The organism is Parabacteroides sp. PF5-6 (genome assembly GCF_029504695.1).
Taxonomy (GTDB): Bacteria; Bacteroidota; Bacteroidia; order Bacteroidales; family Tannerellaceae; genus QVMG01.
Map to the genome: position 1 here is coordinate 20,924 of NZ_JAQFIN010000015.1, position 24,333 is coordinate 45,256.

23 protein-coding genes are annotated in these 24,333 nt (G+C 52.4%); 10 read left to right on the plus strand and 13 right to left on the minus strand.

Annotated features, from left to right (window positions below):
- Positions 1-135: 135 nt before the first annotated feature.
- The gene (locus tag M2133_RS13870; protein ID WP_277466778.1) at positions 136-1,518 is read right to left on the minus strand and encodes an ATP-binding cassette domain-containing protein; all 1,383 of its coding nucleotides are present in this window, start codon (positions 1,516-1,518) and stop codon (positions 136-138) included.
- Positions 1,519-1,524: 6 nt separating this feature from the next.
- Complete coding sequence (locus tag M2133_RS13875) at positions 1,525-2,415, minus strand: ABC transporter substrate-binding protein (RefSeq protein ID WP_277466779.1); 891 nt, start codon at positions 2,413-2,415, stop codon at positions 1,525-1,527.
- A gap of 113 nt (positions 2,416-2,528) precedes the next feature.
- Between M2133_RS13875 and M2133_RS13880 the strand changes: the two genes are divergently transcribed.
- Genes M2133_RS13880 through rseP form a run of 6 tightly spaced genes read left to right on the plus strand, consistent with a single transcriptional unit; the run spans position 2,529 to position 8,363 of the window.
- On the plus strand, positions 2,529-3,152 hold the full coding sequence (locus M2133_RS13880; RefSeq protein WP_277466780.1) for a DUF4290 domain-containing protein: 624 nt from the start codon (positions 2,529-2,531) through the stop codon (positions 3,150-3,152).
- Positions 3,149-4,453 (plus strand): UDP-N-acetylglucosamine 1-carboxyvinyltransferase, encoded by a 1,305-nt coding sequence (murA, locus tag M2133_RS13885; protein ID WP_277466781.1) that lies wholly within the window; start codon positions 3,149-3,151, stop codon positions 4,451-4,453. Before M2133_RS13880 ends, murA begins: the two co-directional genes overlap by 4 nt.
- A gap of 11 nt (positions 4,454-4,464) precedes the next feature.
- Complete coding sequence (rimM, locus tag M2133_RS13890; RefSeq protein WP_277466782.1) at positions 4,465-4,986, plus strand: ribosome maturation factor RimM; 522 nt, start codon at positions 4,465-4,467, stop codon at positions 4,984-4,986.
- A 5-nt stretch (positions 4,987-4,991) separates the two neighbouring features.
- Positions 4,992-5,864, plus strand: coding sequence for a M23 family metallopeptidase (locus M2133_RS13895; RefSeq protein ID WP_277466783.1), 873 nt, complete (start codon positions 4,992-4,994; stop codon positions 5,862-5,864).
- A 4-nt stretch (positions 5,865-5,868) separates the two neighbouring features.
- A complete protein-coding gene (locus M2133_RS13900; RefSeq protein ID WP_277466784.1) occupies positions 5,869-7,017 on the plus strand; it encodes a 1-deoxy-D-xylulose-5-phosphate reductoisomerase in 1,149 nt (382 codons plus the stop codon).
- Between the two features lie 17 nt (positions 7,018-7,034).
- On the plus strand, positions 7,035-8,363 hold the full coding sequence (gene rseP / locus M2133_RS13905; protein WP_277466785.1) for an RIP metalloprotease RseP: 1,329 nt from the start codon (positions 7,035-7,037) through the stop codon (positions 8,361-8,363).
- 138 nt (positions 8,364-8,501) lie between these two features.
- Here rseP and M2133_RS13910 read toward each other — a convergent pair whose 3' ends face one another.
- The 9 genes from M2133_RS13910 to glmS all read right to left on the minus strand — a co-directional run bounded on the left by M2133_RS13910 (position 8,502) and on the right by glmS (position 17,376).
- Positions 8,502-9,068 (minus strand): Fe-S-containing hydro-lyase, encoded by a 567-nt coding sequence (locus tag M2133_RS13910; protein ID WP_277466786.1) that lies wholly within the window; start codon positions 9,066-9,068, stop codon positions 8,502-8,504.
- A 140-nt stretch (positions 9,069-9,208) separates the two neighbouring features.
- Positions 9,209-10,051, minus strand: coding sequence for a fumarate hydratase (locus tag M2133_RS13915; protein WP_277466825.1), 843 nt, complete (start codon positions 10,049-10,051; stop codon positions 9,209-9,211).
- Positions 10,052-10,053: 2 nt separating this feature from the next.
- Positions 10,054-11,004, minus strand: coding sequence for an alanine-tRNA synthetase second additional domain-containing protein (locus M2133_RS13920; protein WP_346843245.1), 951 nt, complete (start codon positions 11,002-11,004; stop codon positions 10,054-10,056).
- Positions 11,004-11,324, minus strand: coding sequence for a DUF4387 domain-containing protein (locus tag M2133_RS13925; protein WP_277466827.1), 321 nt, complete (start codon positions 11,322-11,324; stop codon positions 11,004-11,006). The genes M2133_RS13920 and M2133_RS13925 overlap by 1 nt, the downstream gene beginning before the upstream one ends.
- A 4-nt stretch (positions 11,325-11,328) precedes the next feature.
- The gene (locus M2133_RS13930; protein ID WP_277466787.1) at positions 11,329-12,690 is read right to left on the minus strand and encodes an acyclic terpene utilization AtuA family protein; all 1,362 of its coding nucleotides are present in this window, start codon (positions 12,688-12,690) and stop codon (positions 11,329-11,331) included.
- A 16-nt stretch (positions 12,691-12,706) separates the two neighbouring features.
- A complete protein-coding gene (locus M2133_RS13935) occupies positions 12,707-13,951 on the minus strand; it encodes a methylaspartate ammonia-lyase (protein ID WP_277466788.1) in 1,245 nt (414 codons plus the stop codon).
- 137 nt (positions 13,952-14,088) lie between these two features.
- Positions 14,089-15,546, minus strand: coding sequence for a methylaspartate mutase subunit E (locus M2133_RS13940; protein ID WP_277466789.1), 1,458 nt, complete (start codon positions 15,544-15,546; stop codon positions 14,089-14,091).
- 31 nt (positions 15,547-15,577) lie between these two features.
- A complete protein-coding gene (gene glmL, locus M2133_RS13945; protein ID WP_277466790.1) occupies positions 15,578-16,951 on the minus strand; it encodes a methylaspartate mutase accessory protein GlmL in 1,374 nt (457 codons plus the stop codon).
- A gap of 11 nt (positions 16,952-16,962) precedes the next feature.
- On the minus strand, positions 16,963-17,376 hold the full coding sequence (glmS, locus tag M2133_RS13950; RefSeq protein ID WP_277466791.1) for a methylaspartate mutase subunit S: 414 nt from the start codon (positions 17,374-17,376) through the stop codon (positions 16,963-16,965).
- Positions 17,377-17,665: 289 nt separating this feature from the next.
- Between glmS and M2133_RS13955 the strand changes: the two genes are divergently transcribed.
- From M2133_RS13955 to M2133_RS13970, 4 genes are all read left to right on the plus strand, one after another.
- The gene (locus tag M2133_RS13955; protein ID WP_277466792.1) at positions 17,666-18,826 is read left to right on the plus strand and encodes an NAD(P) transhydrogenase subunit alpha; all 1,161 of its coding nucleotides are present in this window, start codon (positions 17,666-17,668) and stop codon (positions 18,824-18,826) included.
- Between the two features lie 6 nt (positions 18,827-18,832).
- The gene (locus M2133_RS13960; protein ID WP_277466793.1) at positions 18,833-19,144 is read left to right on the plus strand and encodes an NAD(P) transhydrogenase subunit alpha; all 312 of its coding nucleotides are present in this window, start codon (positions 18,833-18,835) and stop codon (positions 19,142-19,144) included.
- Positions 19,144-21,147: an NAD(P)(+) transhydrogenase (Re/Si-specific) subunit beta gene (locus M2133_RS13965; protein WP_277466828.1), complete on the plus strand. Its 2,004-nt coding sequence runs from the start codon at positions 19,144-19,146 to the stop codon at positions 21,145-21,147. The genes M2133_RS13960 and M2133_RS13965 overlap by 1 nt, the downstream gene beginning before the upstream one ends.
- Before the next feature lie 506 nt (positions 21,148-21,653).
- The gene (locus M2133_RS13970) at positions 21,654-22,280 is read left to right on the plus strand and encodes an HAD family phosphatase (RefSeq protein ID WP_277466829.1); all 627 of its coding nucleotides are present in this window, start codon (positions 21,654-21,656) and stop codon (positions 22,278-22,280) included.
- Positions 22,281-22,631: 351 nt separating this feature from the next.
- Here the strand turns inward: M2133_RS13970 and galE are convergent, their stop codons facing one another.
- Positions 22,632-23,660, minus strand: a complete 1,029-nt coding sequence (galE, locus tag M2133_RS13975) for a UDP-glucose 4-epimerase GalE (RefSeq protein WP_277466794.1) — start codon at positions 23,658-23,660, stop codon at positions 22,632-22,634.
- An 86-nt stretch (positions 23,661-23,746) separates the two neighbouring features.
- Complete coding sequence (gene rsxA / locus M2133_RS13980) at positions 23,747-24,319, minus strand: electron transport complex subunit RsxA (RefSeq protein ID WP_277466795.1); 573 nt, start codon at positions 24,317-24,319, stop codon at positions 23,747-23,749.
- Positions 24,320-24,333: the final 14 nt, after the last annotated feature.

A 24,333-nucleotide genomic window follows, 5' to 3' on the forward strand; every position in this document is an offset into this window, starting at 1 on the left:
TTATTCATCTCCGCACCCCCTTTTTTCAAACTACCGGTAGTTTGCGCACCAACTACTAATATTTTGTTGACGAACTACCGGTAGTTTGTCGACAAACTACCGGTAGTTTTCGAGGAAGGTGTTGGTTCTTCACTTTCAGCGGGTTGCAAGATTGGCATTTAGAGTAACCACCGTATCGGCCAGGGAGGAGAGTTCGTCGGCCTGATGGGAGGTAAACAATACGGTTTGCTGCGTTTCTTCCTGCCGTTGGCGGAGATAAATGATCAGCCGTTGGCAAAGCGGGCGGTCGAGTCCCTTGAACGGTTCGTCCATAAACAGGAAAGGGGAGGGGTAGGCCAATGCCCGGGCGATAGCGACCCGTTGCTGCTGGCCGTAACTCAGTTGCGCAGGCAAACTCGAAGCATAATCGTGCAATTCGACATGCCGAAGGAAGATGTCAGCCTTCGCTTCGGCCTCTTCCCGGGAATAATAGGGGGCGATAACCAGGGAAATATTCTCCCGGACCGTCAGGTGCGACAACAAAAGAGGTTCCTGAAAGACCGATGCCACCCCTTCGGAGCGGTCGATGGTCAACGTGCCTTCGACCGGCAGCAAGGTGCCGTTCAATAGATTCAATAACGTGGTCTTTCCTGTGCCCGAAGGGGCGGAGATACCGTAGATTTTCCCGGCGTCAAAGCGATAGGTAAAGCCGGCGACGCCATAGGGGTAGGAGAGGTGATCGGCTTCGATGGGAAGACCGTTTGTGACTTTCATCTCTTCCGCCGGATGTTTCGCCGGCCGGTAAGCCACCCGGATCTCCCGCTTCGACAACCACTGAATGCCTTTGTCCGACAGGTAACTGATCACGACAGCGATCAGCGTCCAGGCCAATAATCCGGGCACATCGATAAAGCTTTGCGCCCATTTCATCTCGCTGCCGATGCCGGTGGCGCACTGTGCCAATACCTCGCCCATGATGATCGCCCGCCAACCGAACCCGGCAGCAGAAGCGACCCCGCTGAACAGAAAGGGTTTCAACTGCGGATAAACAATCTGGGTAAACCGGTTGCGACGACTCAGGCGAAACTGCCGGCCGGCCATGCGCAAACCGGGGTCCAGGCTTTGGAAGCCCCGGGTCAGGTTCTCTGTCAAGAGGGGAAACATGGTTAGGAAACCAATCAACAATGGAATGCCTTCGGTATGCAGAAAGATCAACGCAAGCAAGATAAAAGAGACCACAGGGATCGAGCGCATCAGGATAAACAACGGACGAAACAATTCGTAAAGCCATTCCCAGCGGGCAAAGACACCGGCAAAGAGAAGCGCCAGCGATAAAGACAAACCCATACCCGCCAGCCCGCGCAAGACCGTAGTGCCTACCGAGAGATAAAAAGAAGCGGAGCAAACCAGCTCGATCAGCGTCGTCAACAAACGGGGCAGCGAAGGGAAGATCTCGGGTTGAGCGACAAAGACTGCCGTCAACTGCCACACCAGAAGCAGGGTTGCTATCGATAGAAATACAGTCAGTCTCTTTCCCATATCCGATCAATTATAAAAAGAGTGATCCGGAAGGCGGCCACCGATGGCGCGCGGTTCGTACCGGTTGATGATCTCCAGGAAAGAACGGATCTCCGTATGCGCCTCTGTGGCGGTCAGATACATGATCCGGGACCGTTTTATGCCTTCTGTGCTCAGGAGCCCTTCGGGGAAGATCCGGTGTTTTTCTAAAAGGGCAATCACCTCTTCCGGCTGTTCTTCGGCATAGCGACAGGCTTTTTTCAACAGCCGGTTCAACGCTTCCTTTTCTCCGGATAAAGACTGGCTGAACAGAATCGCCGTCTCGGCAAATCCGGGAGAGGTCGCGGTCGGGTTATTCAGATCGGCCAGTATGCGGATGGAAGAGTCGCGCTGCATCACCATACTAACAAAAGGCTCACCCAGGACGGAGGCTTCCACCTTGCCGGCCAACAGACCACGAACGACTTCGGAGGCAGTGCCCAACGTATAGTTCAAAGTGTACGGGAGTTCATTCTTCTCGATATGGTAGCGCGTGAGGATATCCGGGGTTGTTCCGCTTCCGAACACATACATCTGCCGGGCATCTGCCCTTCCGACCCAATAGAGATTGCCCCAGATCGGGCAACCGGCCAGGCGGTAAGGCAATCCTTTGTTGTATAGGTTTGCCGCGTTGATCATAGGCAATACGGCCATATCTGTTTCCCCTTTGATCAGGGCGGCGACGACCTGATCCGGTGAGTCCGCCACGCGAACATTGATTTTCTTCCCGTCAACAACAGGCGGATTCCCCATCCACTGGGCTAAAGCAATCGCGGAAGGGCCGCGCAAAGCCAGTACCTGTATTTCTTCGGCGTTCTTTTTTGAGCTTTGGCAACCCAACAGGCAAAGACATAGAATAAAAGCGATAATCCTTTTCATTGTAATGCAAAGATACGGTTTTTCTTTTGTATCCTATTGGGGATTTTTATGATCTTGCTCTCGCTTAAATCAATAATAATCTGTAAATTTGCCGACTAAATATCTTTAAAGGAATGAAATATAACACGGAAGAAAAGAAATTGGTCATGCCCGAGTATGGACGTAACATTCAGAACATGGTAGACTACTGCCTGGCCATCGAAGATCGCGAAGAACGTACACGCTGTGCCAATACAATTATAAATATTATGGGGAATATGTTCCCGCACCTGCGCGATGTGAACGACTTCAAGCATATCCTGTGGGATCATCTGGCCATCATGGCCGATTTCAAGCTCGATATCGACTATCCCTACGAGATCATCAAAAAAGAAGATCTGCACAGCCGGCCGCCCCGGATTCCCTATAACAACTCCCGCATCCGCTACAAACATTACGGCAGAACCCTCGAACTGATGATTCAGAAGGCAACTGAACTGGAAGAAGGCGGCAGTGAACGGAACCAACTGATCAACCTGTTGGCCAATCACATGAAGAAATCGTTCCTGACCTGGAACAAAGAATCGGTCGACGACCGGAAGATCTTTAAAGACCTCGACGAACTGTCGGAAGGCGCCATTGTATTGGACGAAGAGAGTCACAAGCTGACGGAAAGCCGGGATATCTTAGCCCGCAACAATACAACGAACAACAACAATAACAACAACAAGAAAAACTATTCACGTAAAGGGCGATGAGTTCATTTGTCATAGAAGGAGGATACCGGCTTTCGGGTGAGATCGTTCCGCAGGGAGCGAAGAACGAAGCGCTTCAGATCATCTGTGCCACGTTGCTTTCGCCGGAGAAGATCACCGTGCGCAATGTGCCGGATATCCTGGATGTCAACAACCTGATCCAGCTCCTGCGGGATATGCGCGTCAAGGTGGAGCATCCGGCCGCCGATACCTATACGTTTCAGGCCGACGATGTCGATCTGGACTATATGTGCAGTGAAGACTTCTTTCGTAAGAGCGCTTCGTTGAGAGGCTCGGTGATGATCGTCGGACCATTGGTCGGCCGTTTCGGCAAAGCGATGATCCCCAAGCCGGGAGGCGACAAGATCGGACGCCGACGTCTGGACACGCACTTTGTCGGGATCCAGAAGTTGGGTGCTTGTTTTCACTACGACAATGAAAGGCAAGTCTACGAGGTAGAAGCCAAAGAGTTGAAAGGCACCTATATGCTATTGGACGAAGCCTCGGTGACGGGAACCGCCAATATCGTGATGGCTGCCGTACGGGCCAAAGGCAGAACGACGATCTACAACGCCGCCTGCGAGCCTTACCTGCAACAACTCTGCGCGTTACTGAACCGGATGGGTGCCCGCATCTCCGGTGTCGGCTCCAATTTACTGACTATTGAAGGCGTTGACGCTTTAGGCGCCGCCGAACATACCATACTTCCCGATATGATCGAGGTCGGCAGCTTCATTGGTATGGCTGCCATGACCGGATCAGACATCCTGATCAAGAATACCGGGTACGATCACCTGGGTATTATCCCCGACTCTTTCCGCCGGCTGGGCATTACCGTCGAGCAGAAAGGGGACGATATCCATGTGCCGACCCACGACTCCTACCAGATCGATACCTTTATCGACGGATCGATCATGACCATTGCCGACGCACCCTGGCCGGGGCTGACTCCCGACCTGTTGAGCGTATTCCTGGTCGTCGCCACGCAGGCGGTAGGCAGTGTCTTGATCCACCAGAAGATGTTCGAGAGCCGCCTTTTCTTTGTGGATAAACTCATCGACATGGGCGCGCAGATCATCCTCTGCGATCCGCACCGGGCAACGGTCATCGGACTGGGTAACCGTTTCCGCCTGCGCGGAGCTTCGATGATCTCTCCCGATATCCGTGCCGGAATAGCCATGCTGATCGCGGCTCTGAGCGCGGAAGGAACCAGCAAGATCGACAATATCGACCAGATCGACCGGGGCTATCAGGACATCGACAAACGACTAAACCAGATCGGAGCCCGTATCACCCGCCTGTAAGCCTTTGCACCATGATAAAAAAAGAAGAGGTATTCAAGATCGGACAATTCGCCAAACCGCATGGGGTGAAAGGGGAGATCTCCCTGTTGACCACCTGCGACCTGTTCGACGAAGCCGAAGAGCCTTACGTGGTCTGCGAGATCGACGGCATACTCGTGCCTTTCTTCGTGGAGGAATACCGCTACAAGAGCGATAACGTCATGTTGATCAAGCTCGAACACGTGGATACGGAAGATGCCGCCCGCGAATTCGTCAACCGCGAAGTGTATTACCCGCTGGAAGGCATGGAAGAAGATACGCTGGTGGGCGATATGACCTGGGACAGCTTCGTCGGTTACACGGTAAAGGACACCCGGGAAGGTCTTTTGGGCCGGATCACCGCCATAGACGAGAGCACGATCAACGTACTCTTGCATATTGATTACAAAGGGAATGAACTATTGTTTCCCGCGGCAGAAGAATTGATAGTTGACGTAAACCATGCCGAAAAGGAGATGACAGTCGCCCTGCCGGACGGTTTATTGGAGATTTAAGGACAATGGCAAAAAAGAAGAAAAAGAAAAACAGGAAATCTTTCTGGCACCAGATACGCTTCAAGTACAAGCTCTCCTTTTTCAACGAGAGCACACTGGAGGAGGTCTGGTCGTTGCGCGTATCCCTGTTTTCGGCGATCACCTCGATCTTGTTCTTCGCCCTTTTCCTGATCACAATCACTTCGGCGATCATCATCATGACGCCGATCCGCAACTACCTGCCGGGCTATCTGGATGTGGAAGTGCGCAAGGTGATCGTGCAGAACGCCCTGCGTGCCGACTCGTTGGAGCGGATGATCGCCATCCAGTCGTTCTACCTCGATAATGTCGCCGGAATCCTGGCGGGTACGACCCCGTTGGACTCCATCCGGACGGTCGATTCCCTGGCGCAGGTCAACCCTCACTACGAAATTCCCCGCTCGGCGCGGGAAGACGAGTTTGTGCGCACCTTCGAAGAAGAAGAGAAATACAACCTGACCAGCCTCAACCCCAACCCGGTACCGACAGACGGCATCTTCTTTGTCAAACCGATCAACGGGGTGATCTCGGCGGCTTACGAGCCGGAGATCAGGCATTATGGCATCGACCTGGTGGCCTCTCCGAACGAGAGTGTCTTGGCTACGCTGGACGGGACGGTGGTCTTTACCGGCTTCGATCCGAACTACGGCAATGTGATCCAGATCCAGCACCGGAATGGCTTTCTTTCCGTCTACAAGCACAATGAGTTATTATTGAAAGAGATCGGCGATCCGGTGGTTGCCGGCGAGGCCATCGCATTGGTCGGCAATACGGGCAAATTATCGACCGGGCCGCATCTGCATTTTGAGTTATGGTACCGCGGAAGCCCGGTCAACCCGGCGGAATACATCGCATTCTAAAGAGATGAAGAGACAATTAGCCATATTGGGATCCACCGGATCCATCGGGACGCAAGCCTTGGAAGTAGTCAGTGAGAACCCTGACCTTTTCGAAGTCTATGCCTTGACGGCCAACAACCAGGTGGATCTGTTGATCAACCAGGCACGCCGTTTCATGCCCGAGGTGGTGGTGATTGCCAACGAGCAGAAGTACCCCGAACTGAAAGAGGCTTTGGAAGACCTGCCGATCAAGGTATGGGCGGGAGCGGATGCCATCGCCCAGGTGGTGCAGTCGGAGCCGATCCAGATGGTGTTGACCGCCATGGTGGGCTATTCCGGCCTGAAGCCGACCATTGCTGCCATCAAAGCGGGCAAGGCTATCGCGTTGGCGAATAAAGAGACATTGGTGGTGGCCGGCGAATTGATCACCGCATTGGCACAGGAATACAAGGTACCCGTATTGCCGGTCGACTCCGAGCATTCGGCTATCTTCCAATGCCTGGTGGGCGCCTGGGAGAACCCGGTGGAGAAGATCCTGTTGACGGCTTCGGGTGGTCCGTTCCGTACGCTGCCGATCGACGAACTGGCGAAGGTCACCAAAGCCCAGGCCTTGCGGCATCCGAACTGGACGATGGGTGCTAAGATCACCATCGACTCCGCTTCGATGATGAACAAAGGATTCGAGATGATCGAAGCCAAATGGCTGTTCGGCCTTGCGCCCGAGCAGATCGAGGTATTGGTGCATCCGCAGTCGATCATTCATTCGATGGTGCAGTTCGAAGACGGTGCGGTAATGGCGCAGTTGGGCATCCCCGATATGAAATTGCCGATCGCTTACGCTTTCTCTTATCCCAAGCGGTTGAAGAGTACAGCGCCCCGGTTGGATTTCCTGCAGCAGCATTCGTTGACGTTCGAAGAACCGGATACGACCCGCTTCCGTAACCTGGCTTTCGCCTACGAAGCGATTCACAAAGGAGGGAATCTGCCTTGCGTGATGAACGCCGCCAACGAGGTGGTGGTCGCCGCCTTTCTGGAAGACCGGATCGGCTTCCTGCAAATGAGCGAGGTGATCGAACAGACCATGGCTAAGGTAACGTTTATCCAAACCCCAACCTACGATAACTATGTTGAAACAGACGCCGAAGCACGGCGCATTGCAAAAACATTATTTTAATAAGTAATACAAAGTTGATGGAAACATTTCTGATTAAGGCTTTACAACTCATTCTGAGTTTATCCATACTGGTGATCGTGCACGAGTTCGGACACTTTATCTTTGCCCGCATCTATGGCGTGCGGGTCGAGAAGTTCTATTTATTCTTCGATGCCTGGTTTGCCCTGTTCCGCTATAAACCGAAGAATAGCGAGACGGAATATGGCATCGGCTGGCTTCCGCTGGGCGGCTATTGTAAGATCTCCGGCATGATCGACGAGAGCATGGACAAAGAACAGATGGCACAGCCGCCACAGCCCTATGAGTTTCGTTCGAAGTCGGCCGGTAAGCGGTTGATGATCATGATTGCCGGGGTATTGTTTAACTTCCTTTTGGCCTTGTTTATCTATTCGATGGTCTTGTATAAATGGGGAGATACCTTCGTTCCGTTGGAAAAGATGAGCAACGGGATGTATTATAGCGAGACCTTCCACAACGTGGGCTTCCAGGATGGTGACGTATTGTTGAAAGCGGATGATCAACCGCTGGAACGCTTCGGCGAGCACAGCTTCCGGGCGGTGGTGAACGCGGCCAACGTAACCGTTTTGCGCAATGGCGTACCTACGGTGATTGCTATGCCGGAAGATATGATGCAACGCGTCTTGCGCGACAAGCAAGGCTTTGCCGATCCGAACCGTACACCGATGGTCGTCAAAGAACTGCCCGACAAGAACGCCCCTGCCGCCCTGGCGGGGATGTTACCCAATGATAGCATCGTCTCAATGAACGGCATCGCGACCCCTTTGGTGGAAGATGCGTTTAAGATCCTCGATGAAAACAAAGACCAGGATATCGAAGTGGGCTATTACCGGAACGGAGAGCTGCGTTCAACGGTGGTACACACCACGATAGACGGCAAGCTCGGCGTTTCCCTCAAGCTCTACCCCGATATCTACGGCACGGTCACCCGCACTTATGGCTTCTTCGAATCTTTCCCGGCGGGAATCCAACTGGGAGTGAATACACTGAAAGGCTATGTGAACGATATGAAGTTTGTCTTCACCAAAGAAGGCGCCAGCAGCCTGGGTGGTTTCGGCACGATTGGCGGCTTGTTCCCGGCAAAATGGAACTGGCGCGTGTTCTGGGAGCGTACCGCTTTCCTATCCATTATCCTGGCGTTTATGAATATCCTGCCGATCCCGGCGTTAGACGGCGGACACGTGATGTTCCTGTGCTACGAAGTGATCGCTCGCCGCAAGCCCAGCGATAAGTTTTTGGAATACGCGCAGATCACCGGTATGTTGATCCTTTTTGCCTTATTGATCTACGCCAATGGCAACGATCTGGTCCGCTTTTTTCTGAAGTAAGGCAGCCGAATGCCTAAAATAGGGAGCTATTATTATTTAGAGGTACCTCAAAACGGATTATGAGGTACGTCAAAACAAATTTAGAGGTACCTCAAAATCAAATTTGAGGTACCTCTAAATTTTTATGCCTGCCGGCTTTTAGTGAAGTGCTGCCGGATGGGCAAAAAGAGCCCGTCCTTCTTCGTACATATTACGGCCCTGACTGTCGATAGCGACGATCACCGGCAGTTCACGCACGACCAGGCGACGCACTGCTTCGGTGCCCAGTTCATCGTAGGCAATCACCTCGGCAGATTCCACACAGCGCCCCATCAGGGCTGCCGCTCCACCGATCGCGGCGAAGTAGACACCCGTATGTTTCCGGATCGCTTCGATCACCTCAGGGCTACGGAAGCCTTTACCGATCATCACCTTCAAGCCTTGTTCGATCAAGCGGGGCGAATAGAGATCCATACGGCCACTGGTGGTCGGTCCCACCGATCCGATGGGTTTGCCCGGCTTCGGCGGGCAGGGACCGGCATAGTAAATGGCAGCACCCTGAAAGTCAAAAGGCATTGCCTTACCTGCATCGAGGTATTCACACATCCGCTTATGAGCGGCATCGCGGGCAGTATAGACCACACCGGAGATATACACCATGTCTCCGGCTTTTAATTCCCGGATCACCTCATCGGTGAAGGGAGGGGTTATTATTTTTTTTGTCATTTCTTTATTTTTTAATATCCTCGTAGGGGCAGCCCTTGTGGCCGCCCGATGGTTGATCACACAAGACTCCTTGTGGCTGCCCGATGGTTGATCACACAAGAGGGCAGCCACAAGGGCTGCCCCTACAGGTTCATATTATATTACAATTTTCCTTCGCTATGCCGTGTCGCATGGCAACCAATATTCACCGCTACCGGCAAGCCGGCGATATGGGTGGCGTAGGTCAGGATGTTCACCGCCAAAGCCGTCGTCGTGCCACCGAAGCCTGCCGGGCCGATGCCCAGTTGGTTGATCGATTGCAGGAGTTCTTCTTCCAGTTCGGCCAAGGCCGGGTCGGGGTTTCGCTCGCCCACGGGGCGCAACAATGCTTTCTTGCTCAACAGGGCACTCTTCTCCATCGTACCACCGATACCCACGCCGACAATGATCGGCGGACAGGGATTAGCGCCTGCGTCGGAGACGGTCCGGATCACAAAGTCCTTCACGCCCGGCAAGCCCTGGCTGGGCTTGAGCATCCGCAGTCCACTCATATTCTCACTGCCGAAGCCTTTGGGCGCAACCGTGATATGCAAACCATCGCCCGGCACGATCTCGTAGTGGATCACCGCCGGCGTATTGTCTTTCGTATTCACCCGGTCCAAGGGATCGCGCACAACCGACTTGCGCAGGTAACCTTTCTCGTAACCCCGGCGCACGCCTTCGTTGATCGCCTCCTCGAGGGAGCCACCCGTGAGGTGTACCTCCTGCCCGAGGGTGACGAACACCACAGTCATACCCGTGTCCTGGCAGATAGGCGCCGTTTCGTCGCGGGCGATCTGTGCATTCTCGACCAGGGTGTTCAAGATATCTTTCCCCAGGGGGGATTGCTCCGTTGCCCGGCAGTTCTTCAGGCAACTGTAGATGTCATCCGTCAGATGACAGTTGGCTTCGATGCAAAGCCGTTCGACAAGATCGGTCACCTTGTCGGTATGTATTTCTCTGATCATCATATCTTTTTTCGTTGAAGGAAGTGGGCGGTGTTCAGGTTGTCGATCACGATGTCTTCGTTGTCGCTCAACACGCCGACGATGCAATACGTATCGGTCTTCGGGTCGGGAACGAACCGTTTGATCAACGTGAAGGCCTCCACCTCCGAGGTATTGAGTACATGCAGGCGCGGGAAGTTACAAGCCACCTTGCGGTCGCCGATCAGGATATGGTCTTCGTCGCAATAGCAGATATCCAAATGCTTATCGATCTCTTCACGGATGCGGGCATTCAGTTGTTCAAAGTCCAGCTCGGGCTGTTCGGTGAGTTTCAGGACAAAGCCGTTGCGCATATCGGAAGGATAGATGATACGCCGGTCGATGCCGAACTCCGTCGTCAGGAGCATGATCGTAATGTCTTCGATCGAGTGCGCCACCCGGCGGTAGTGCAACGAACGCGAGACGATATCGTAGATGCTCTGCGGCTGCGGTCCGAAGATACTCGGACGGGTCACGATAATCTCTTCCCCGATGCCCACCAGGATATCGGCATTGATACCCAAAGCGGGATACAAGAGGTTGAAATGTTCGATGATCACCCGCCGCCCGTGGTCGAGCGCGTTGCGCACAAAGTCGACGATCTCGAACATCTGCGTGAAAGCGATCTGAAACCGCATATCGATATGGTAGGTGCTGGCCTGTTCGACGCTGTCGAAGAGTTCACGCACCTGCATGATCTTCCGCGGGTTCAGCATATCGTCATCGTTCGAGAGCTCCAGCCCGGGAAACATCCCCCGAATCAGGGAGGACTTTCCCGAGCCGGCGTCACCCACGATGCCGATCAGCCGGTCGGTGTATGTCAGATGCCGCTGCGCGATCTGTTCCCCCAGAAACAAAAGCCGTTCCCGCCCATGCGGGGCGAAATACTGGGAGAAGACCGAATATTCCTGTATCGGGCTGCGCAGGTCCATCAGATCTGCACTTTATATCCCAAGAGCGGGGAGTGTTGCTGCGCGCCGTAGACATCCGTTTCTCCCAAAGCGCCGGAAGGGATCGGACGAACGATCGTAATCTTCACCGCTTTGGCAGGATCGAAATACACCAGTTTGATAATATCCGACTGCGGGATATTATACAAGGCCGCGAAGGCAGGCTCATTGATCGCCTTGGCCTCCTTTACTTTGTGGTACGTCTCGAAGTCTTTGAATATCACATCAAAGGTCAATTCGTACGGGCCGGAATTTTTGCTTCGGATAACCGAAGCGATATCTCTTAAGTTATATTCCATAATTCTTTTATTTAAACTCCATATACTCTACTGGGAAGTAAACCGAAGGATCATCGATCTTCATCAGGTGGTAGACATTAAACTCATACACCTCTCCAACCTTACAGTCGGAAGGCGAGAATGGGAACGCCAGGTTGCCCGCCGTAGAGATTCGTCCTTCGTAGCCGAAATGCAACATCGTGCTGCGGGCGAAACCACAGATCGTATTGGCACGTTCCTGCGTGTCGGCTACGGCTTCGATCACGATGCATAGTTCGTGCGCCGTGCGGTCGTCGGCATCGGGGAAGAGTCCCATTACACCGTTGCGGCCATAGATCTTAAAGTCGAGGAAGAAGTCTTTGATGCCGTAAGCTTCGAAGTTATCCTTCACCCGCGCTTTGACGCTGGCTACGATATCGTCGATCTTCTCGATCATTACCGGGTCTTTCACACCGGCTACGGAGATCGTACGGTAACCTACCTTCTTCACGCCTTCGAGTTTGACGAAGTAGTTGTCCGTCGGAACGAACTTACTGCCCGCTACCTTCACCGTATTGTCGGTCAGTTGCGTAAAGGTCGCGTTATACAGGTCGATCGCGCCTCCCGGGCCGGGAAGCATATAGGGGTTGGTCTTCTCGTAGAGCGTATGCGCGGCCACGGAGAGGGTCGTGCACTTACGCAGCGGCGAGAGCGGTTCCAATACGAAATCTTCTTTATGCAGATAGCCGAACATACAGTCGCTACCGCTACCCGGAGTGGCGGCGATCGAAGCACATTCGAGGATCTTTCCCAGGTGGATCGCCAGGCCGCGGTCGAATCCTTCCCGGATGGCCAGAGCGGCAAACACGGAAGGGTCGTACGAGCGTCCCGCCAGGATCACATTCGCTCCTTCATTCAGAGCATTGATAAACGGCTCCTCGCCCATCTGGGCAACGATACGCACACAGTCGTCCACATCGTCGGAAGTGATCTGCTTCGCCGGGAACAACGGTTCGATATCACCGGCTGCCAGTTTTTCTTTGATCAGTTCTTTGTCGAGTTCCGACTGGATGATCGCCAGCTTGAAGTTCAATTTCTTCTCTTCGGCGATCTGTTTGATGATCTCCAGGTTGAAGGCTACGTGAGGACGTCCGCCACAACCGCCAGCCGTACCGATGATCACCGGGATACCTGCTTCCAAAGCCGCAGGAATCATAATCTCCAGGTCGCGCTTGACGGAGTTGAAGTCGGTAAAAGAGATACCCGCGCCCAGATAGTAAGGTCCGGGGTCGGTCGAGCCCGCATCGACAGCAATCACATGCGGTTTGCGTTTCATTCCTTCCACAAACGACTCCATCGGGAACCCATAACCCAGGATGGCAGTCGGAGATAATATTCTTATTTCTTCCATCGTTCTTCTCTTTTTATTATAAAACATTTTTTAAGGCCAGGATGCGTTGCATCTCATTAAAGATAAGCATATAGCCTTCATCGACACCCATACCGGGTTTCGCCAGATATTGTACCGGAGACGTAGCCATGGCCACATGGGCACAGACTTCGGCAGAGCGGTTCGTTTCATTGCAGGTACCTCCCAGGTAAGCGCCGATATGGTTCTCTTTACAGAAGATCACCGCTTCGATGGAGTTGTTGATACCTCCCAGGTCAGGAGTCTTGATCTGGATCATGTGACCGGCTTTGCGGCGGGTGAAGTCCTGAATGTCTTCCAGGGTGTTACACCACTCGTCGGCAACGATCTCCGCCTTCGAGCCTCTCTTCTCGAGTTCTTCGCGGATGATACGCAGGCCTTCGATCTGCGCTTCTTTCTCGCCCATATCCACCGGACCTTCCACACGCAGAGCAAAAGGGGCAGCGATCTTCTCCAAGCCGGCGATATAGTCGGCGATCCGCGCGAAGTCATTATTAAACACCAGACCCAACGTGCCGTACACGTCGATATGGATCACCGGCTGGTAGCTCTCGTAAGGTTTGAACTGCAGGATACGGTTACGCAGCCATTCGATATAGGCTTCGATCTTCTCCCCTTTCAGTCCGGTCTTCTCTTCCACGTGGTTGAACAAAGCATGCGGCAATACCTGAGCGCCTTTCATAATCATCTTATCGGCATTCACGTAACGGTCGTCGCCCGACTGCGTAAAGATCGGAATCATCGTGTCGGACACGGCCGTACCGTATTCTTCGGCAACGACCTGCGCCATCAGTTTGCATTTACTCTTTGCCACGGCATCCAGACACGCCTGGGTTACCCCGTAGCGGATCGCCGTATGGTAGATCTTGCCCGTAGAAGGACTCTTCGTTTTATCCACCAGGTCGGCCAGTTCACGGAAAGAGGTGATCTCGCGACCGATATACATCGGAGCGATTTCTTTTTCGATCAAGGGGATAAAGTCCTTCGCCAGGAACAAAGGATCGCGTCCGGCGGCACCGGAATATTGCACGGCAGCACAGTCGCCATGCGCCACCGCTCCGTTCTCGAGGATAAAGAGTACGGAGATCGATTCGCCCGCCTGACGAACGGCTGTGAAACCTTCGGTCATCGGCTGGCCGATATAGAATGCGCCATCATGCCCGGCGCCGGCTTTGATTGCTTTCTGGTCGTCAAAGAAAAACCCTGTCTTCCCTTGAGCGCATACCACGTTTATGATTTTCATCTTATTACAAAGTTATTTATTTAGTAATCATGTATCTTAGCTCCTTGCCTGGCCAGGCGAGGGGGACCACCTCTCCACCACCGCAAGCGGTGGTCCCCCTCTCCTGGCCAGGAGAGGAGCTTTAGATAGTCTATTCTCTATTTCCCATGCGGACGCCCTACCAGGAAGCCTTTACCGATGGCATAAACATCATCAACCACCATCTGGAAGCTTACCGGACGTTTCTCAACCACGGCACGTTCTTCCAGTTTGGAACGATGCCAGGCTTTCAGTTCGGCAGTCAACGGCAGATTACCGGCATCCAACAGGCGTACCGCTCCGGCGTTGTCACGTGCCGGCATCAGTTTGCCCGCGTTGTACTTGCTCGGTGCGAAAGGAATATCGATCACGCCGGCAGCAAAGGCGGCGATCGTACCTTGTACGTAATCCCCTTTGCCCAGTTCTTCGACCTTACGCAGGATACATTCCACCTCTTCGATGATGACCTCGCTCTCGGCCACCACGGCGGGAATACCGATAAACGACTGGTCTTTCAGCATAGAAGTCAACTGCTTGGTAGCCTTCAAACCGGCTGCGTTAGCTTCTTTGGTAGGTACACCCATTGCTTCGTGTGGCGTCTTAACGATCACCTTGGTAGCCTTCGCTAAGACAGCGGCAGCAGCACCCCAGGAGATCACGGCAAACGATTTGGCTTCGTCTTGCGGGAAACCGCCCATCCACTGATGGAAGACTGTTGTCACCCGAACGTCGTTGAAACCGAACTTATCCAGATACTTCCGCGTCAGGTATTCCAATGAACGGATAGCAGCTACGTCCTGGATCAGGTTACCACATTGTCCATAACCCACCGTCACGTCTTTCACGCCCTGTGTGGCAGCCAATAAGGCTTCGATGATCGCTACCGCATTGGAGATACACGGAGGCACCAGAGTGCCAGTAAGCGGTCCAAACGGCTCGCGGTTGATCGATACGCCAGCTTCTTCGTACAAGCCCACCAGACGGTCGGCATACTGCCAGTACGCGATAGTGCTCTCTAAGGAGTGGCTCTTGGAATACGGAATATTATAAGAGATACCTCCCCCTTCGTAAGAGGTAAAACCACCGGCGATAGTGATCTCCGTCAACAGACGGGCATCGGGCGTACCGTGGCGCACCTGCACCGGGTTTTGCAAGGCGGAAGTCACCGCCCGGCAGATATCCACGCCGTAGTTGACCGCCGGGAAACCGTTCAGCATCGAACGTCCACTCTCTTTGCTCTTCTCGATCCCGATCTCCGCCTCTTTGTAGCGGTTCAGGCGCGTATAGCTATCGATCGTGCTGGGCAAGAGGTCGGCTTCGCCTTCCGTTTCCAGGTATTGCAATAACTTGATGTGTTCGGTGTATAACGCTACACCGGCGCGCGGCTGTATCAAAGTGATGCCTTCAGCTTTGGCTTTCGCCAGTTTCGCACCGAAGCGTTTGTTGGCTGCAATGCCACGTTGATACTCTACGGCTTTCTCGAAGTCTACCCCTTTACCGGTAGGCCATTGTTGAAGTACCTCTTCGCGTTCTTTAAAGAACTCATCGGAAGTAAGCTTTCTGTTCTTAAGTTCCATTTTTTTATGATTTGTGTTGTTTGTGTTTTCCTTATACGATTTCTTTCTTCATGAATTGCAAGGCCAATTCGGGCTCCAACGTATTCAATAGGCCCATGGAGGCGAAGATATATTTCCGGTCGCACAGGTATTGCGGTTCTTTAGGCCGCAACACGAATGGTTCGCGCGGATTGTACATCGCCCCTTTGAGGATATTGGGCGGATGATTGCTGTTGATGATTGCTCCGCCTATACCTATTATATAGGTGATTTCCGAAAGGTCTTTGCCCGTCAGGGTAAAGATCTCGCCCAGCGGGGTATAGGAGCTCTCCATAAAACCGCAATGTCGCCCAACGGCAACCTCTACCGCCCGACGCGCGAAAGCTTCGTCCAGCCGTTGTTCGGCAGGGCTGGAAGCGATCACATCGGGATTGGCCAGGCATTGTTCGATCCAGGCAGTCACCTCAGCAGGTTCCACGCCGAGTTCATCGGCTACCGCTTGGATATCCAGTTCTTCCAAGAGCGAAGTCAGGCTGTAGCGCATCCCCAGATCGCCTTCAACGGTTCGTTTACTGAACGGCTCGGGCAATCCTTTGACCAGTACATTCGTAGCCGACGGCTTACCGTCGGACATCGAATAGATATCCGTCGTCGCTCCGCCCAGATCGATCGCCATAAAGTCGCCGATACCGGGGCTCTTCGCCGTACCTTTGCTTAAGAGTTCACAACCCGCCATCACCGCCAGGGGCGTGGGGATCACATCGGCCGAAGCCATCTGTTGCACGCGGGAGAGTCCTTTGGCATCGATGATCTTCCGGATAAATACGTCGCGGATACTGTTGCGTGCCGGTTCGATATCCAGCATATTGAAGGAAGGCATCACATTGTTTGTGATCACATAATCCCGCCCGGCCGCTTCGAAGATCTCCCGGATCTCGTGCGAGGCACTTTTATTGCCGGCCACGATCACCGTAAAGGCGCGATCGATCGCGCATAAGCGATGGGCATTGGCAAGGATCACTTCTTTGTTACCTCCGTCGGTTCCACCACAGAGCAAAACAATATCCGGATCGATCTGCCGGATCTCTTCCTGCTCGTCACGGGAGATCTCAAAGGCATAGGTCTTCATCACCTTCGCTCCGGCGCTTGAAGCGGCCAGACGTGCCGCCTTAGCGGTCAACTCGGGCACCAGTCCCAGGGCAACCATCTTCAATCCGCCACCGGCACTGCTGCAGCACAACAGGCGGTCGTAGCGGAAGGGTCCGATTTTATCCTCAAGTAAATGCAAAGCGGTAGTAAAGCCATGAATAATATCTGTATCGATGGTAGTGAATGCGCTTGCTGTTCCGAGAATGACAGCGTCAGCAACATCTATGGCTGTGAGTTTGGTATAGGTACTACCAAAATCTACCGTAAGAATGTTCATGGTGAGTGTTTTTACGACAAACCCAATATTTCCTTTAAGTCAGCGATTGTTGTTTCGATTGCGGTTCCGGGCGGATAGACTTTGGTGAAGCCCATATCCATAAATCGTTTTTCTACTTCGGCGAAGTTTTGCTTGCCGACCACTAAGTTTCCACCGGCGAGTAACGGGATGTTCTTCAATCCGGCTTCATCACATTTCTCACGCAGTCCCTGGCAGTCGATCTCGCCATGACCGTAGAGCGAAGAAACTAAAATAACATCCGCGTTGGTTTCTAACGCTGCGTTAATGTACTCTTCCTGGGAGACCATCACGCCGAGATTAACAATCTCGAAACCTGCCTGTTCTAATGCGTAGGTAATAATCTTATTGCCTACGGCATGTACATCTGCACCGATTACACCGGTTACAACTGTCTTCTTTTCCATGTGTTTTTCTATTCTCTTTAGTTAGCTATATCTGAATCTCATTGAAATTCGCTCTATAAACGTCTAAATGGCGTGTGCTTAACAGGGGACAAATGTATCCATTATTTGAATATAAAAAGGGAATTACCGCTTTTTTATTTTCTGACTCATAATAAAAGTGAAAACAAGTTTGTATATCTCTATTTATTACTACTTTTGGAGCATTTTGAAACTAATACATACGAAGACACGTTGTGTCAGGTTCAAAACAACTTAAATCAAAGATTAAATCATTAAAAACACTGACATTATGATCATTGGTATTCCTAAAGAGATTATGCCTGGCGAAGCCCGTGTGGCCGCCAGTCCGGAGATTGTGAAAAAGTATATCGCCAACGGCGCAACAGTCCTGGTTGAACAGAAAGCGGGAGAAGGTTCTTTCTTCTTCGACGATGATTACCGGGCAGCCGGCGCAGAGATTATTGCTTCGGCCGAAGAACTCTTTAACAAAGCGGAACTGATCCTCAAAGTAAAAGAACCGCAATTTAACACCACGTACAACAAACACGAAGTCGACCTGATGCACCCCGGTCAGTATCTGATCACCTTTATCCATCCGGCCTCACCGGCCAACCATGAGATGGTCAAGCAACTGGCAGCCCGTGGCATTATCAGTATGACACTCGACGGAGTGCCTCGTATCTCCCGTGCCCAGACGATGGACGCGTTGACTTCGATGAGTACCTGTGCCGGATACAAAGGATTACTTCTGGCAGCGAACGCGATGTCAAAGTTCGTTCCCCCTATGTTTACCGCAGTCGGTTCTATCCCTCCTGCTAAGGCTTTGATTATCGGCGTAGGCGTAGGTGGCTTACAGGCATTGGCTACGGCCAAACGCTTGGGAGCAATCACATACGCCACCGACATCCGTCCGGCAGCCTTGGAGCAGGCGCAGAGCCTCGGCGCGAAGATTATCGATACAGGTGTACCCGCTGAACTGGCGATTGCCGAAGGGGGTTATGCCAATGAGTTGCCCGAAGAATGGCTGATCAAAGAACGCGCGAAACTGCGCGAGGTGATCAAAGATATGGACATTGTGTTCTTAAGCGCCTTGGTACCGGGTAAGATCGCTCCGGTATTGATCACGGAAGACATGGTGAAAGAAATGCCGAACGGCTCGGTGATCGTGGATATCTCGATCGACCAGGGCGGTAACTGCGACATCACCCCGGCAGGAACAACCGAAGTGAAACACGGCGTGACCCTGATCGGTATCAAGAACATCCCGGGCATGTTGCCAACCAGCTCAACCTTGATGTTCTCGAACAACGTCTACAACCTGGTGTCGTACCTGATGAAAGACGGCAAGATTGTATTAGACCGTACGGACGAGATCGTACAGTCGATCTTAGTCTCTATCGACGGAGAAGTAGTACATACCGGCGCTTTGGAAGCCATGAATAAAAAGTAAGTTGGCATGAATCCGATTTATCTGATACTGATATTTCTGGTATCCTCTTTCGTAGGGTATTTGATAATAAAGAATGTGCCGAGCCTATTGCATACCCCGTTGATGACGGGCATGAATGCATTGGCCGGTGTATGCCTATTGGGCGCGGTGATCACCGTCGGGTACTCGTACCAGGCAGGTGGCACCGGCCTGGTGATCGGGCAGATCTTCGGTGGTCTTGCCGTGGTACTGGCGACGGTGAATGTCGTAGCCGGCTTTGGCGTGACGCACCGGATGCTCAAGATGTTTAACCCCAAGAAAAAGAATACGAAGCAATGATGACAGAAACCATTTATTACATTGTTTGTGTAGTCCTTTCCTTACTCTCCCTGTGGGGCATCTCGATGATGAGCAAGGTCTCCAGCTCGGTGCGGGGTAATCTCTTATTATCATTCTGTCTGTTGGCAGGCACGATTGTTACCTTATTATATTATGGTATAGTAGAGGTCGGCACGATCTACGCCTTTATCCTGGTCGGTAGCCTTATCGGTGCCGTCTTGGCTTATAAGGTACAGATGATACAGATGCCGCAGACGGTCGCCATGCTGAACGGCCTGGGCGGTCTGGCGGGAGCCATCGTAGGGGCTTTGACATTGATCCATATCGGCGTGAAAGAGACCGACTACCCGGTATTTGTCAACGTAACCGCTACACTGGCCGTTGTGGTCGGTATGGTCACCTTCGTAGGCAGTATGGTCGCAGCCGGTAAATTGCATCGCCTGCTCTCGCAGAAACCCATCATCTGGAAGAACCATCAATTGATCACAATCGTGTTGATTATCGGCTCGATCGCTTCGGTAGTATTTGCTTTCCTGATCGGCAAGGACTGGGGACTGTTGTCGGATATCTATTTTATCCTGACTTGTTCTTTTGTATTCGGTTCACTCTTCGGATTAGCCTTTGCCATCCGCGTGGGAGGCGCCGATATGCCGATCACCATCTCCCTGTTGACTTCGCTTGCGGGGATCGCCGCGGCTATTGCCGGTATGGCGATTGGGGATATTTTGGTGGTATCGATCGGGGGTATCGTCGGTTCATCGGGTTTACTCCTGACGCAGATCATGTGTCGGGCCATGAACCGCAGCCTGGCGGTTATCCTGGCCGGAAAAACCTCTGCCGAAGCAGCTCCTATAGCTCCTACAACTCCTTCAGCTTCTTCAGCTCCTTCAGCTCCTGAAATTCCTTCAGCCCCTGAAGCAGCCCCTGAAGCCTCCCTGGCTCATATCCTGCGCGCCGCTAAACGCGCCATCATCGTACCCGGTTATGGCATGGCATTGGCACAGGCACAGCATCAGGTGCGTCAATTGGCCGATAAACTGGAGAGCCAGGGCACGGACGTACGCTACGCGATCCATCCCGTGGCCGGACGTATGCCAGGACATATGAATGTCTTATTGGCAGAAGCCGATGTAGCCTACGACCAACTCTACGAGATCGATAGTATCAACGACGACTTCAAAGAGACCGACCTGGTAGTGGTCATCGGCGCCAACGACGTCTTGAACCCCGCCGCACGCGATGCGGAAGGCACACCGATCCACGGTATGCCGATCCTCAACGTCGACCAGGCACGTCATATCGTGATCTGTAACTTCGACCGCAAGCCGGGTTATGCCGGTGTACCGAACCCGCTCTACGAGATGGAGAAGGTCACCCTACTCTTGGGCGACGCCAAAGAAACGCTTGCCGAGGTGATGCGTGAGATGAATAACAGCACAGCAGCACCGGCTGAGACCTCTTCGGATCCATCCTTTGTCACAGTCGCTCCGGATAACACTACCGACACCTCCGCCATCCTGCGCGAAGCCAAACGTGCCATCATCGTGCCCGGATACGGCATGGCATTGGCACAGGCACAACACCAGGTGCGCCAGTTGGCCGACAGCCTGGAACGCCAGGGCACGGAGGTACGCTACGCCATCCACCCCGTGGCCGGACGTATGCCGGGACATATGAACGTATTATTGGCAGAAGCCGATGTAGCCTACGATCAACTGTATGAAATCGATAGTATCAACGACGACTTCAAAGAGACCGACCTGGTAGTGGTCATCGGTGCTAACGACGTCTTGAACCCCGCCGCACGTGATGCGGAAGGCACACCGATCCACGGTATGCCGATCCTCAACGTCGACCAGGCACGCCATATCGTGATCTGTAACTTCGACCGTAACCCCGGTTACGCCGGAGTGCCCAATCCGCTCTACGATATGGAGAAGGTGACCCTGATGCTGGGTGATGCCAAAGAATCGTTAGCCGAACTGCTGCGAATGCTTAACTAATTCAATAGCGAAGCCCCTGGAATATCACTATTCAGGGGCTTCTATTTCTACCTTTCTAATTCCTTTTTAAGGATCAATTCACAAACAACGTTCGCTTAGCGAAGTGTAAAGCAATTACAATTACCATCATTAACAATTCAGATTTAGTTTTAGCAAGGCATCTTATACTCGATTTCTTTCCGGCCTCGGTCTGCCCGTTTAAGCGTATAAGGGAGAAATCGAGTGCAAGATACAAAGAAATTTGACATAATGTTACTTTTTAATCCTTTTTTCGCAGAAGGAACGGCGGATAAAGGTGGCAAATCGTCAAATCAGCCCGTCGATAATAACATTATGTGTATTCTATAGCCTTTGAAAATCTTAAAGAGTAGAAAAGAAGCCCACTTCTTCCGACTGCTGTAGGGGGAGTGGGTTTAATGTTTTATCTTTGTAGGGTGGGATAGGGGGTATTCCATGAAAAGAGTGGGTTCTCCCCGGAAGAAAGAGTGTAATCATTAAAAGATAGTATTATGGCAATTAAGAATATTGTTTTTGATTTTGGTGGGGTGATTGTGGAGTTGGATACGCAACGGCCGATCGATCGTTTCCGGGAGATTGGGGTGGCGGATGCTGCCGAGTTGTTGGATCCGTACGAGCAGAAGGGGTTGTTCCTTGAGTTCGAACAGGGCAAGGTCGATCTGGAAACTTTCCGCCAGCGGCTGAGTGCGCATGCGGGCAAGGAATTGACGATAGATGATATCTACTACGGCTGGATGGGCTTTATGCGGGATGTGCCGATGTATAAGTTGGAGTATATCCTGGCGTTGCGCGCGCGTTATAAAGTGTATATCCTGAGTAATACGAATCCGGTGATTATGCGGTGGGCGAAGAGTCCGGTGTTCAATCCGACGGGGCTACCGCTGACGGCCTATTGCGAGAAGATCTACGCCTCATACGAGATCGGACTGACGAAGCCCGACCCGGCCATTTTCGAATATATGCTGCGCGATGCGGGGATGGACCCTGCGGAGACGCTTTTCGTGGACGATAGCCGGCGGAATGTCGAGGTAGGGGCTTCGTTAGGCATGAAGACCTACCTGCCGGGGAATGAGGAGGATTGGCGGGAGGCGATAGGGGGGCTCCTGGAGGATTGAGGGGGAATTGGGGACTTAGGAGCTCGGACTTAAGAACTCATAAGAACTCATAAGAACTCATAGGAATTCATAGGAAGGAGCAACAAAGAGCTCGGAGTTAGGAGCTCGGACTTAAGAGCTCGGAGGAGCTCGGACTTAAGAACTCATAAGAACTCATAGGAATTCATAGGAAGGAGCAACAAAGAGCTCGGAGTTAAGAGCTCGGAGTTAAGAGCTCGGACTTAAGAACTCATAAGAGCTCATAAGAGCTCATAGGAAGGAGCAAGGGCTCCTAAGAGAAAGAACTCATAAGAGAGCGTCTGAGAGCCCTCCTATGAGTTCTTATGAGTTCCTATGAGTTCTTATGAGTTCTTAACTCCCTCTCTTAACCAGCCTCTTCTGCCACTCCCAAGCCGACACCAGCGTATCTTCCACCGACTCCTTGGCGGTCCAGCCCAGGACGGTGTTGGCATGATGGGGGTTGGCCCATACTTTTTCGATATCGCCTTCGCGACGGCCCACGATCTTATACGGTACTTTCACGCCTGTTCCTTTCTCGAACGTGCGGATCAATTCCAAGACCGACACACCGATACCGGTGCCCAGGTTGAAGATCTCCAGTTTCTCGGCGGATTTGTTTTCCAGCATCCGGTCCATGGCGATGACATGGGCTTTGGCCAGGTCGACCACGTTGATATAGTCGCGGATGCACGATCCGTCGGGCGTATCGTAGTCGTCGCCGAAGACACTCAGTTCCTTACGCATACCGATAGCCGTCTGGGTGACGAAAGGCACCAGGTTTTGCGGCACGCCGTTGGGCAGTTCGCCGATCTCCGTGCTCGGATGGGCTCCGATGGGGTTGAAATAACGCAGGATAATGCTCTTGATCGGCATATTGGCGTGGATACAATCGCGGATAATCTCTTCGTTGATCTGCTTCGTATTGCCATAAGGCGACATGGCGGGCTTGATGGGTGCATCTTCGGTGACCGGAAGGATATCCGGCTGTCCGTAGACCGTACACGACGAGGAGAACACAATGCCATCGATCCCGTGTTCGGGCATTAGTTCGAGCAGATTGATCAGTGTCACCAGGTTGTTGCGGTAGTAGAGCAACGGTTTATGAACCGATTCGCCCACCGCCTTGCTGGCTGCGAAATGGATAATGCCTTTGATACCCGGATTAGCTTCCAATACGGCTTGCACGCCCGCTTTGTCGTTCAGATCCAGTTCGTAGAATGCCGGACGTATGCCGGTAATCTTCTCAATGCCATCCAATACCTCCACGTTCGAGTTGGAGAGATTGTCGATAATAAGCACTTCGTAGCCTGCGTTCTGCAATTCGACCACGGTATGTGAACCGATATATCCGGTTCCGCCTGTAACTAAGATCTTTTTCATGTAGTTGAAAGTTGAAAGTTGAAAGTTGAAAGTTAAATGTTGTCTGCTATTCGCTTTCAACTTTCAACTTTCAACTTTCAACTGATTTATACTATTCCCGAAAATCCCATAAACGCCATCGCCAACAGGCCGGCAGTGATCAATGCGATCGGTGTGCCTTTGAGTCCTTTGGGGATATGTGTCATTTCCAGTTGTTCTCTTATGCCTGCAAAGATAATCAAAGCCAGTGCAAATCCAATGGCTGTCGATACGGCGTAGACAATGGCTTGCATCAGGTTGTAATCTTTCTGGATCACCAGGATGGCTACCCCGAGGATACAGCAGTTGGTCGTGATCAGCGGCAGGAACACCCCCAACGCCTGATAGAGCGAAGGCGATACTTTCTTGAGGATGATCTCCACAAGCTGCACCAGGGCGGCAATGATCAGGATAAAGCTGATCGTCTGCATATAGCCCAGGCCATAAGCGTCTAAGACGTATTTCTGAATCAGGAAAGTCACCAGCGTAGCAATCGTCAACACAAACGCTACGGCCGCTCCCATCCCGGCTGCCGTCGATACTTTCTTGGAAACCCCAAGGAACGGACAGATACCCAGGAACTGTGCCAATACGACATTGTTCACAAACACAGCGGCGATAAATATCAATATATATTCCATTTCTTACGTTGTTT

Bases quoted from the DNA above. Each gene is read 5' to 3' on its own strand.
- M2133_RS13870 (WP_277466778.1), bottom strand. From the start codon at position 1,518: ATGGGAAAGAGACTGACTGTATTTCTATCGATAGCAACCCTGCTTCTG.
- M2133_RS13875 (WP_277466779.1), bottom strand. From the start codon at position 2,415: ATGAAAAGGATTATCGCTTTTATTCTATGTCTTTGCCTGTTGGGTTGC.
- M2133_RS13880 (WP_277466780.1), top strand. From the start codon at position 2,529: ATGAAATATAACACGGAAGAAAAGAAATTGGTCATGCCCGAGTATGGA.
- murA (WP_277466781.1), top strand. From the start codon at position 3,149: ATGAGTTCATTTGTCATAGAAGGAGGATACCGGCTTTCGGGTGAGATC.
- rimM (WP_277466782.1), top strand. From the start codon at position 4,465: ATGATAAAAAAAGAAGAGGTATTCAAGATCGGACAATTCGCCAAACCG.
- M2133_RS13895 (WP_277466783.1), top strand. From the start codon at position 4,992: ATGGCAAAAAAGAAGAAAAAGAAAAACAGGAAATCTTTCTGGCACCAG.
- M2133_RS13900 (WP_277466784.1), top strand. From the start codon at position 5,869: ATGAAGAGACAATTAGCCATATTGGGATCCACCGGATCCATCGGGACG.
- rseP (WP_277466785.1), top strand. From the start codon at position 7,035: ATGGAAACATTTCTGATTAAGGCTTTACAACTCATTCTGAGTTTATCC.
- M2133_RS13910 (WP_277466786.1), bottom strand. From the start codon at position 9,068: ATGACAAAAAAAATAATAACCCCTCCCTTCACCGATGAGGTGATCCGG.
- M2133_RS13920 (WP_346843245.1), bottom strand. From the start codon at position 11,004: ATGGACCTGCGCAGCCCGATACAGGAATATTCGGTCTTCTCCCAGTAT.
- M2133_RS13930 (WP_277466787.1), bottom strand. From the start codon at position 12,690: ATGGAAGAAATAAGAATATTATCTCCGACTGCCATCCTGGGTTATGGG.
- M2133_RS13935 (WP_277466788.1), bottom strand. From the start codon at position 13,951: ATGAAAATCATAAACGTGGTATGCGCTCAAGGGAAGACAGGGTTTTTC.
- M2133_RS13940 (WP_277466789.1), bottom strand. From the start codon at position 15,546: ATGGAACTTAAGAACAGAAAGCTTACTTCCGATGAGTTCTTTAAAGAA.
- glmL (WP_277466790.1), bottom strand. From the start codon at position 16,951: ATGAACATTCTTACGGTAGATTTTGGTAGTACCTATACCAAACTCACA.
- glmS (WP_277466791.1), bottom strand. From the start codon at position 17,376: ATGGAAAAGAAGACAGTTGTAACCGGTGTAATCGGTGCAGATGTACAT.
- M2133_RS13955 (WP_277466792.1), top strand. From the start codon at position 17,666: ATGATCATTGGTATTCCTAAAGAGATTATGCCTGGCGAAGCCCGTGTG.
- M2133_RS13960 (WP_277466793.1), top strand. From the start codon at position 18,833: ATGAATCCGATTTATCTGATACTGATATTTCTGGTATCCTCTTTCGTA.
- M2133_RS13965 (WP_277466828.1), top strand. From the start codon at position 19,144: ATGACAGAAACCATTTATTACATTGTTTGTGTAGTCCTTTCCTTACTC.
- galE (WP_277466794.1), bottom strand. From the start codon at position 23,660: ATGAAAAAGATCTTAGTTACAGGCGGAACCGGATATATCGGTTCACAT.
- rsxA (WP_277466795.1), bottom strand. From the start codon at position 24,319: ATGGAATATATATTGATATTTATCGCCGCTGTGTTTGTGAACAATGTC.